The organism is Allocoprococcus similis, from assembly GCF_054660775.1.
This window is the reverse complement of sequence record NZ_BAAHSG010000012.1, coordinates 96,541-107,780: the sequence shown is the minus strand read 5'-3', so window position 1 is coordinate 107,780 and position 11,240 is coordinate 96,541. Positions and strand designations below refer to the sequence as shown.

Annotated in this window: 8 protein-coding genes; 2 read left to right on the top strand and 6 right to left on the bottom strand. The window is 43.0% G+C overall.

Annotation, left to right across the window (positions count from 1 at the left end; translation table 11 throughout):
- Nucleotides 1–536: 536 nt before the first annotated feature.
- From ACYQ5K_RS07385 to ACYQ5K_RS07365, 5 genes are all read right to left on the bottom strand, one after another.
- Entirely contained in the window at nt 537–1,529 is a 993-nt protein-coding gene (locus ACYQ5K_RS07385) for a glycosyltransferase (RefSeq protein ID WP_173687450.1), read from the bottom strand.
- 19 nt (nt 1,530–1,548) lie between these two features.
- Nucleotides 1,549–2,154: a TVP38/TMEM64 family protein gene (locus tag ACYQ5K_RS07380; protein WP_173687449.1), complete on the bottom strand. Its 606-nt coding sequence runs from the start codon at nt 2,152–2,154 to the stop codon at nt 1,549–1,551.
- A complete protein-coding gene (locus ACYQ5K_RS07375; RefSeq protein ID WP_459777420.1) occupies nt 2,138–3,310 on the bottom strand; it encodes a glycosyltransferase family 4 protein in 1,173 nt (390 codons plus the stop codon). Before ACYQ5K_RS07375 ends, ACYQ5K_RS07380 begins: the two co-directional genes overlap by 17 nt.
- A gap of 174 nt (nt 3,311–3,484) precedes the next feature.
- Entirely contained in the window at nt 3,485–4,624 is a 1,140-nt protein-coding gene (locus tag ACYQ5K_RS07370) for a M20 family metallopeptidase (protein WP_459777419.1), read from the bottom strand.
- 31 nt (nt 4,625–4,655) lie between these two features.
- Complete coding sequence (locus tag ACYQ5K_RS07365; RefSeq protein WP_243259236.1) at nt 4,656–4,874, bottom strand: hypothetical protein; 219 nt, start codon at nt 4,872–4,874, stop codon at nt 4,656–4,658.
- A gap of 286 nt (nt 4,875–5,160) precedes the next feature.
- On the opposite strand from ACYQ5K_RS07365, the gene ACYQ5K_RS07360 reads away from it, so the two are divergent.
- Nucleotides 5,161–7,701 (top strand): YhgE/Pip family protein, encoded by a 2,541-nt coding sequence (locus ACYQ5K_RS07360; RefSeq protein WP_459777418.1) that lies wholly within the window; start codon nt 5,161–5,163, stop codon nt 7,699–7,701.
- Nucleotides 7,698–9,878 (top strand): YhgE/Pip domain-containing protein, encoded by a 2,181-nt coding sequence (locus tag ACYQ5K_RS07355; protein ID WP_008373011.1) that lies wholly within the window; start codon nt 7,698–7,700, stop codon nt 9,876–9,878. The genes ACYQ5K_RS07360 and ACYQ5K_RS07355 overlap by 4 nt, the downstream gene beginning before the upstream one ends.
- Nucleotides 9,879–10,015: 137 nt before the next feature.
- Here the strand turns inward: ACYQ5K_RS07355 and ACYQ5K_RS07350 are convergent, their stop codons facing one another.
- Nucleotides 10,016–11,236 (bottom strand): DUF401 family protein, encoded by a 1,221-nt coding sequence (locus ACYQ5K_RS07350; protein ID WP_204575827.1) that lies wholly within the window; start codon nt 11,234–11,236, stop codon nt 10,016–10,018.
- Between the last annotated feature and the right edge of the window lie 4 nt (nt 11,237–11,240).

Below are 11,240 nucleotides of genomic sequence, written 5' to 3'. Positions count from 1 at the left end.
TTTTGTTGTTGCCGTTTCACGCGACAGCTTTTATATTATATCAAAGCGTTTCATGTTTGTCAACAACTTTTTTATTTCTTTTTTGCTGTTGTGAAGCAGTTCCTCACGTGACAGCTTATTTAGAATAGCATATTCTTTTCAGCTTGTCAACAGCTTTTTGATTTCTTTTTGCAATTTACTTTTTTCAAAGTTTTCGTCTGAATATTCCCATACTCATGCTCAAATTTTTATGCAAAACTTTTTATTTTTCATCCGCTCTGCCTCTGCATGCCACTCCTTAGTCTCTGTCTCGACCAGCGAACAAATGGTATCTTACCACGTCTTTTTGGAATTGTCAATGTTGTTTTTATATTTTGCGCAATTCAGAATATTCTGACATTAGTTCAGCCATCCGTATAGTCAGACGGATTTCATGCTCGCATGAAAAGACGGCTGATTATAAGGATGAGATGAGCGCCACTCTATGAACAAAATAGCTGCGCAGCAGCGACAAGTGCCGCAGGCACGCTTTTGCGAATGGCGCGGCTGAACGTCCCTTATTCCATTTCAAAATATAGCCTCAGCAATCGTTCTCCAACTTTTCCAAGACTTTTATTACAAGCAATTTCCCGTTCTTCCTTTTTCATCAAACGAACATCCTGACTGAAAATCGCAGTTATCTTTTCCTGAAACTCTTTTATTGTCTCTGCTTTATATACCTGTTTTTCATCTTCAAGCCATCCTTCATACACAGGAATGTTTCTTACTATTGTCGGAATTTCACAGGCAAGCGCTTCTAAAACAACGATTCCTTCCGTTTCCTCATAACTCATAAACGAAAACACGTCCGCCCCACAATATGCATCACGCAGTTCATCAGACTTTACGAATCCTGCAAACAATACATTATCCGGTTTCTTTGATATCGCCTCTTTGATTTCTGCTGTCACCAGGCTTTCATTGCCGCCTCCAAACCAGATAAACTGTACTTTTGGCATCATTCTGGCCAGTTCAAGAAAATCCAGAATTCCTTTTCTTCCAATCAAATGTCCCACAGATATCACAACCTTCTGCTCTTCCGGTAGCTGATATTTTGCACGGAATCGTCTTCTCCCCTCTGGATCAGGTTTGAAAAATTCTGTATCCACACCATTAGTAATCGAATAAATTTTTCGTTTCAGTCCATACCCTTCCAACAGTTTTCTGGAATACTCGGTTGGCGTCACAATAACATCACCCAAATTATAACAAAAGCAGATCCATTTTTTAAAAATCGGCGCTGCAAGATTAGAACCAATAAAGGAATTTTTAAAATCCTCCATTGTAGAATGCCCATAATAAATCACTTTTTTCTTCTGCATTTTTGCTATAAAGGCCGCAATCACTGAATCCGGAAAAACTGTATTCATATGAACCACGGTTGCTTCTTTCCACCTGGCTGCACGCGGTGCCTGTACTGCATTCAACATTTTCTCCTGATGCTCGATCGCTTTTCCGACACCACTTTTTTCTACAATCGGAAACCCACCTCTGTATATATATGTTTTCATAATCTTTACCCTATTCCTTTTATAATGAAAATAACATCTTAAATGCTGTCGTAAGCCCCAGACTGTAAAGTGCAATAGAAAATGGTTTTCCAAGTACAATAACTGCTGTAAACTGTTTCCACGTCATTTTTGTAGTTCCCGCAAGATAACACAAGAAATCATCCGGTGCCACCGGGAAAAAGATTGCAAGTGCAAATAATTTCAAAAATTTACCGTCCTTCTGGGTCCATCCATCATATTTTTCTATCATTTTTTCAGAAAACATTTTGTATAAAACCGGCCTTCCTATTGTCTTTGAAATTCCAAACACTGCAATTGATCCTATGCAGATACCAATATAATTATAAAGAAATCCTAGCCACGGCCCAAAAAAGATCACACCACCCAGACAACTGACTCCACCCGGTAGGATTGGAATAATAACCTGCACAACCTGGATCAGAATAAAAACAAGCATTCCAGTATAACTGAATTTCCGGATAAATGTCTGCAAAGAATCTACCGAATTTAAAATGCCGCTTTTATAAGCCCAGATTGCAAGAAGCGTACATCCGGCCAGTCCGGCTATCGAAAGTAGATTAAAAAATCTAGTCAGATTTCTCTGTTTCTTAGGCTGCATTTTCATATCGGTATTTTCGTATTTGCTGTTTATAGATTTTTTCCACTCTTTCGGCAAAATTTCCGGAAGAAAATTTTTCTGCTGAAATAGCAGCCTTGTTTTGCATCCTGCCTCTTGCATTTTCACCCATCCCCTTCCATTCTTGGATTCTCATAAGATAATCTTCTTTTTCATCATACTGCCATCCATTTTCCCCATCTGTCACAACTTGTTCCAGGCATCCGTCTCTTCTGCAAAGGAGTGGAATACCGCCGGCAAGCGCTTCTGCATAAGTCATTCCCTGTGTCTCGCTGGTAGAAGCACTGACAAAGAGATCTCCTGCCTGATAATAGCGTCCTACTTCTTCCGGTGTAATCATTCCTGTAAAAATCACATTTTTAGTGAGCTTTAGCTCTTCGACCTTTTTTTTCAGCTCCGGAAGATATGGTCCATCCCCTACAAGGACTAAAATCACCCCGGATTTTCCTGCATCTTGCTGATATTCCAGAAGCTCTTCTATGTTTTTTTCCTTTGCCATTCTGCCTACATATACCAACACCAGTGCATCCTGCGATATACCAAGCTGCATACGGATTTTTTTACGCCAGTCTTCTTTTTTACATAGCTGATATTTTTCCAGATGGATTCCAGATGGAATAACTTCCACCGGACAAGACACCTGATATCCTTCCAATATCTTACGGATCTTATCACTGGGTGCAATTAGGGTTTCTACCGCATTTGCAAGTTTCTTTGTCATCAACTGCACAATATTTCTTCCCCATACTTTCTGCGGTGAAAAATAATGGGTATAATCCTCATAAACCGTATGGTACGTATGTACAATCGGAACGTGAAGCTCAGATGCGATCTTTTTCGCTAAGAAAAATGTGGAAAATTCACACTGTGAATGCACAATATCCGGTTTCCACTCAAGCAACATTTCCATATAGTCACCTGCTGCCTTTGGAATTTTTAATCTTGCCTGCGGATAAATGCATCCAAGTCCAATTGATCCTGCATAAACCACATCGCCTTCTATATAAGAATGAAATGTTCTTGATAATGTAAGAATTTTTACTTCATGTCCTCTTTCTCTTAGCTGTCTGGAAAGATTCATAACTGAAGTAACAACACCGTTTATAACCGGTTCGTACCAGTCTGTTGTAATCAATACTCTCATTTATTAATTCCTCCCGTTATCTTTTTATGAGCATAGTTTAACAGGAGATTGTTAAGATATGGAAAGGGCATTTCTAAAGAATTTTTAAACAAATGCAAAATATTCATTCAAGACAATATTTCAAAAAAAGTGTATCACTTTTTAGAACTCTCTAAAAAATGATACACTTTCTATTTACTCACTTAATACATCTAATGCACTCATTGCCAAGAGCTGAACGGAAGCATGCAGATTTCTTTTTCCTTCTTCTCCGCCTGCTGCTACTGCAAACTCTTTTGTATGTGTCCCTACATTCTCTTTCAATTTCACATAAAACTGAATTGCCGGTATTTCATGGGTTACATTTCCAACATCAGTCGAACCGATTCCCTGAGTCAGGTCACGCTCTATATACTCTTCACCAATAAAGTCCATGTTTTTACGAACATACTGAACCAATTTCTTATCATTACGCACATCTTTGATAACTTCATCCAACTGTCTTTCTTCAACTTCTGTCCTGGTTGCAATTGCCGCTCCTTTCGCACAATCACGAATAGCACCAACCATTTCCATCATATAATCATATTCCAGTGAACGAATATTAAATACTGCTTTCGCTTCATCTGTTACAGTATTATGGGCCACTCCGCCTTCTGTAATAATTCCGTGTACTCTGCTGTAATCTTTAAAATGTAAGCGCATCATATCAACCGCATGGAACATTAACTGAACTCCACTCAGTGCATTTGCTCCCTTCCATGGGCAAGCTGCCGCATGGGCCGGTTTTCCTTTGAAGGTGAATTCCAATGTAATTGCTGCAAAAGAAATATCATCTGGCATAGATTCATCACACGGATGCATCAGAAGTGCAGCATCAACTCCTTTAAATACTCCATGGCGAACCATAATCGCTTTGCCACTGCCCTTTTCTTCGGCCGGAGTACCTAATACTTTTAACACGCCACCTATCTCATGCTTTTCCATAACTTCCTTTAATACAATTCCTGCACCGGCTGCTGATGTTCCGATCAGATTATGTCCACAACCATGTCCGATTTCCGGAAGGCAATCATACTCTCCCATAAGTGCTACTGTTTTCCCAGGTTTTCCAGAATCATAAACTGCTTCGAAAGAAGTCGGCATTTCTGCAATTCCTCGTTTCACAATAAAGCCATGGCTTTCCAACAGTTTGCAAAGTGCTTCCTGTGATTTATATTCTTTAAATGCCAGTTCAGGGTTTGTAAAAATATAATCACTTACTTTTTCAAATTCTTCCTTTTTCTCTTTTGCAAGATTACTGATTTCCTGTTTCATTAATTCTAAATTATCCATATTCTTCACCTCTCATTTTATCTGTATGGTTTTAGATCATTCCTTTTAAAGATAAGATAATATTTGAAATTGCTGCTGATCCAAAATAAGTAGATGCCATAACCACAAAGGATACCAGTGTAGCCCACGCAAATCCTGGAAGATTAGGTTTTTTCACAACATTTTTCAAGGTAATCGCAATCACTACCATTACAAAGCTTACCACTGTCGACTTTGCTAAATCCGGAAGTTTGCTTCCAATAGAAACCATATGTATAATTATGACAATTCCATAAATCACCAATACTATTTTAATTTGTTCTAAAATATTACTTAACCTATATTATTCACGGCACAGCTGTGAATAATATAGGAATAATATAGGATAAATATAGAATATCATAAAACACTGTTTTTTCAAATATCATCTTACGCTTAACTTTATCCAGATTGTATTTATGACCGAACGTCATTTTTTCTCATGGATTTTCAGACAGACTTTTGTTATACTATCCAGTATACTGGCACTGACAATGACAATTTTACAGGAGGTTTCTATGAAAAAAGTGCTTCAAATTTTTCGCCGGGATCTAAAGCGACTGCTGCACAGCCCCGCTGCCGCACTGGTTATGGTCGGCGTGTGCATCCTTCCGTCGCTCTATGCCTGGTTTAACATTGCCGCCAATATGGACCCTTACGGCAATACACAGAATGTGAAAGTAGCAATTGCAAACTGTGACACTGGCAGACACACCGGTTCGATGGATCTGAATGCCGGAGCTACCATCGTACAGAATCTGAAAGAAAATCACCAGCTTGGCTGGACCTTTGTTGATGAAAAGAAAGCCAAAAGCGGTGTCCGTTCCGGAAAATACTACGCTGCCATTGTAATCCCGGAGGATTTCAGCGAGTCTCTCCTCAGCATCCTTTCCGGAGATTTAAAGCAGCCGCAGCTCGACTATTATATTAATGAAAAGAAAAATGCGATTGCTCCGAAGATCACCGCCACCGGCGCAAGCACGATCCAGCAGCAGATTAACGATACCTTTTCTTCCGTTGCTGCTGACTCTGTCGCGAAGATCGTACAGGAATCTGCCGGCACACTGACCGGCAAGCTTGACGGAACAAATTCTACGCTGATGCAGGCGCTTACCGATACCCGTAAGAATCTTGCTGACTATCAGAACGCCCTGAAAGATTTCCAGGCTACGGTAAAGGATTCCGGTTCTTTGATCGATGACACTCTGAAAACACTGGACTCTGCAAATGCTGTTGCCTCTTCCGGTTCTGCTGCCCTTGCAGATACATCCGATCTGCTTGCCACCAGCCGGACAGCGATCGGAACCTTTTCCACAGAATTTTCCACCAGTCTGTCAGATGGCGAAACACTTTTAAATAATGTCTATACTTCCGCAGCCTTAAAGCTCGGAACTTTTGAGACAAAAGCCACACAGGTCAACACTGCGATCGGAGACAGCATTTCTTCTGCCAGCTCTTTAAATAAGAAAAATGAAGAAATCCTGGAAAAGCTTGCCGCCCTTCAACAGCAGATCGGAAGTGATTCTTCCCTGTCCGGTATCGTCAGCGAAAAAATCGCAGAACTCCAGGCACAGAATGATTCTCTTCAGGAACTCATTGATTCTCTTGGGAGCAGTAATTCCAGCATAGGAAATGCACTGACTACAGCAAGTAATACCAGGAGCACGCTTGAGACACTTACTGCCCAGAACCGACAGTCTCTGCAGAATTACAGAAGCAGTCTGAACCAGTCGCTTCTGCCACAGCTGAACCAGTCACTTGACGGGCTAGCCACATTAAGCGGAAACCTTTCTTCTACTTTAACCGGGGTGAATCCGACGCTCACACAGTTAAAGGTGATCCTTACCCAGTTAAAGAGCAGTTTAAACGAAAGCGCAGACGCACTTGGTCAGACCGGAGGAACTCTTGAAAGCGTAGATACTGCTCTGGAAAATATTACCGCTGACCTAAAAGCTCTGCAAAGCTCCGAAACCTACCAGCATCTGATCTCACTGGAAGGCATCGACTCAGATTCCATTTCTGATTTTATGTCCTCACCGGTTTCGATCAATTCAAAGATACTTTATGATGTGGAAAATTACGGTTCCGGAATGACTCCGTTCTACACTAATCTGGCACTCTGGGTTGGCGGACTGATCCTGGTATCCATCCTGAAACAGGAAGTAGACAAAGAGGAAACCATTTCCCGTTTTTCTCCGACAACTGCTTATTTCGGACGTTGGATGCTCTTTGTCGCAGCGGGACTAATCCAGGGATTCATTGTGTGCATAGGAGATCTGCTGCTTCTGAAAGTACAGTGTGTCCACCCGGTTGCATTTGTATGTGCCGGTATGCTCTGCTCTTTTGTATACGTCAACCTGATCTACGCAATGGCACTTACCTTCAAGCATATCGGAAAAGCGCTTGCCGTTGTTCTGGTCATCCTGCAGATCCCGGGTTCTTCCGGAACCTACCCGATTGAGATGACACCGGTCTTTTTCCAGAGACTGCACCCGCTTCTTCCGTTCTCTTACGGAATTGGCGCTATGCGTGAATGCATTGCCGGATTTTACAAAAATAACTACGCAAAGGATCTGCTGACCCTGCTGCTTTTCCTTCTCCTTGCATTCTTCATCGGACTGGTACTGAGACCACTTCTGATGAATCTGAACCATCTGTTCGACAAACGTCTTGCCGAGACAGACCTGATGCTGGGAGAGACTGCAACCGGTGAGCTCTCCCGCCCACAGCTTACACTGATGATGAAAACCATGATGCAGGACGAAGACGGACGGACTGATTTTATCCAACGTGCCAACCGGTTCGAAAAACGGTATCCAAAGCTGATCCGTACCGGTTTTATCCTGATTCTTGTAATTCCGCTGATCTTTCTTCTTCTGATGTTCGGCCTGGAATCCAAGATCGTATACCTGACACTGTGGATCATTTCCCTGATCGTACTCGCCGTCTATCTGATCTGTGTGGAATATATTCACGACAAGACCTCCAGACAGCTTTCCTATATCCATCTGTCTGAAGAAGAATTTCTTAAAAAAGTAAAGGAGGGAAAAGACGAATGAGAAATATATGGACCATCTTCACAAGAGATATCCGGAAAATAAGAACAAATGTCATTGCGCTGATCGTCGTTCTCGGCGTCACAGTGGTTCCCTGCCTTTATGCATGGTTCAACATTGCGGCAAGCTGGGATCCCTATGGGAATACGGGGAATCTGAAGGTTGCCGTAGCAAGCGTAGATGAAGGCTATACCGGAAACCTGATCCCGCTCCAGCTGAATCTTGGCGATCAGGTATTGTCTGCTCTTCGGGAGAATACACAGCTCAACTGGGTATTTACGACCAAAAGCAAAGCAATGAAGGGTGTAAAATCCGGAGAATATTACGCAGCAATTGTAATCCCGGAAGATTTCAGTACGAACCTGATGAGTGTATTTTCCAGTGATATTAAAAAACCGGAGATTACCTATTACTCCAATGCAAAAGAAAATGCCATTGCGCCGAAGGTAACAGACAAAGGAGCAACCGCAGTCCAGACACAGGTCAACGAAGTGTTTATCGAAACCATTTCCGATACGGTGCTGACCGCGCTTCAGACTGTTGCAAATACCGCAGACTCCAGGGATTCGGATGAGCTTGCAGGTACACTGATCACAAACCTGAATAAAATCGGTTCTGATCTGTCTGCTTCTTCGACGACACTGCATTCCTTCTCACAGATGACCGATTCTGCGCAGCAGCTTCTGGACACAACTGCCGAATTCTTAAAAGCAACGAAAGAACAGGCTTCTGCAAATGCAGATACGCTTTCCGGTACACAGCAGTCCTTCTCCGGGATTCAGGAAACTCTGGACGGAGCTACAGACGGAATCAATACTGCGCTGACCTCTACCAAAAGCTTTTACGAGCAGATGTCGCAGACCATCGATCAGGCATTCCAGTCGCAGTCACAGGATGCTTCTTCTGTTGCCAGCACTCTTGATCTTCTTGGAAGCCGCGTCAATGCGATCGTACAGTCTTACCAGGGAATCCGTGACAGCATTGCACAGATTGCAGATGCACACCCGGAGCTGTCTGATCTTACCGCACCGATTCTTGCTAAATTAGACGATTCCATTGCGGTTCAGGAAGAACTTCGTGATAAACTCACGAACGCAGCTTCCTCTCTGCGGGATACAGCAGGCAATGTAACAACCTCTAAAAAAGAGCTGGATGATCTGATCAGCTCCAGTATTTCCGGAATTGCAGCTGTCAAATCCGACTATGAAACCAATGTATCTGCTTCTTTAAAACAGCTGTCCGGCTCTCTTGGTTCCACGAAAAAAGATTTATCCGAACTGCTCTCCCAGCTTGGCGAAAGTGCAGATGGAATCTATACGCTTGCTTCTTCCGCAGGTTCTGATCTGTCGCAGATCCAGAAGGCTCTGGAAACCTCTTCTGAGCTTTTGAAAACGGCTGCCTCAAAGATCACAGATACCACCTCCAGACTTGGTCAGATGGAAGCAACCGGCGATTTTTCCGAACTGGAAGATCTGATTTCCGGTGATAAGGACAGTATCAGTTCCTTCCTCGCCGCCCCGGTAGAGCTGAAGACCAACAAAGTGTACCCGATTGAAAATTACGGTTCTTCCATGGCACCATTCTACTCCACACTTTCCATCTGGATCGGCGGAATTGTCCTGGTTGCCATGCTCAAGGTCACTGTATCCGAAAACGGCACCACCGGACTTAAGCATCTGAAGCTCCATCAGATTTACCTTGGAAGATACCTTATCTTCCTGATCCTCGGACTTTTGCAGAGTACTCTGATCTGCCTCGGTGATCTGTTCTACCTTGGCATCCAGTGCGAGCACCCGTTCCTCTTTCTCCTTGCCGGATGGGTATCCAGCATCGTATATGTCAACATCATTTACACGCTGACTGTCTCCTTCGGAGATATCGGAAAAGCGGTCAGTGTCGTACTTCTGGTTATGCAGGTAGCCGGAACCGGCGGAACTTTCCCGATCGAGGTTGCCCCGGGATTCTTCAAAGCGGTATATCCGCTACTGCCGTTTACCCACAGTATGGCAGCCCTGCGTGAAGCTGTCGGTGGGCTTTACGGTATGGATTACTGGATCGATCTTGGAAAGCTTTGTATCTTCCTTGTGGTGTCCCTGATCGTGGGACTGGTGCTTAGAAAGCCGATCATTAAGGTGAACGAGGCGTTCTCTGAGAAGCTGGAAGAGACGAAGATTATGTAAAATATTATCAATCCAATACTAAAACCGTTACCTAAATATAATAATTGCAAGAAGCCCGTTAGCACGATTTTAAAATCTGCTGACGGGCTTCTTGCAATTATACTCTTTTCTCTTTTGCTAAAAATATAGCATATTTTCTATATTCCAAATCCACTCAGCAATACATAATACCCTGTCAGGATCACTACAAACACCACAATAACCGGGATTGTCTTCTTCATCAACTGTCCCCAGGACACCTGGAAATATTCCGTAATGATCGCAAGGCAGATGTGTGTCGGCGAAATCTGCATTGCCGCATAAGAAAGTGCCATCAGGTACACCAGAAGTCCGGCTCCTGCATGCGGTATGCTTGCAAATGCCAGCGGAATCAATAGCACAATCATAGAATTGGCTCCACTGATGATCGTTCCAAGAAACATAATGATTCCAAATGCCGCAAACTGTGGAATTGCAGATCCGGCAAACAAATCCGGAAGTTTTCCGATTGCCCCTGTATAGGTAAGAATGTTCTTGAACATCATCAGAATGATCGTATTGAAGATGATTCTCCACTCTACCGATGTCTTTGCAAAATCCAGCACTTCCTTCAGACTTAACCGATATACAATAATCGAAAGCACAATAATAAACGGCAGTACCTTGATCACAGAAAGATTCAGTGCGATCACAAGCACAATACAAAGCACCAGTGGCCAAAAACAGTACAGAAGCTGTTTGAATTCTTCTTTTTTGTCAATCGTTTCATCCTCACCTACTTCATATCCTTTCGACAGCTTCCTCAAATAAAATACATATCCCAGTACCAGAAGCACCACAACCATCGGCGCCATAAAAAGTACAAATTGCCCGGTTGATACCGCTGTAATGGAAAGCGCCAACAGAATTGCATTATAAGTCGGCGAAAAGCTTTCTGAAATATGGCGGTAGTAACTGGTCACAAACGTCTTTTCTTCCACATCCAGATCTTTTCCTGTCGCCTTATCTACGATCGCCCCACAGATATTGACAGCTCCTGCAGACGGAAGGAACCCAATGATCACCGGCGCAATTACACACACCATACGCCTGTCTCCGCTAAGTCTCTGCAGTGCCACCTCCGCTCTTTCCAGAAGTTTCCGGTTCTCCATGATCCGCTGCAAAAAGGTTACAAGAATAAAGCTTCCGACCACCAGCAGCGTATCCTTTTCATAAACCGACTGTACCATCAGTTTTGCTGCATCCCCAAGCGGAATTCCAAACAGGATCACAGTCAGCAAAATGGCAGCGATCATCGCATCACGTAGCTTTAATTTTGCCAGAACCATCACCATAATGACAACAAAAATCACTGCCAGCTTTATAAATTCGGTCTGCATCTCT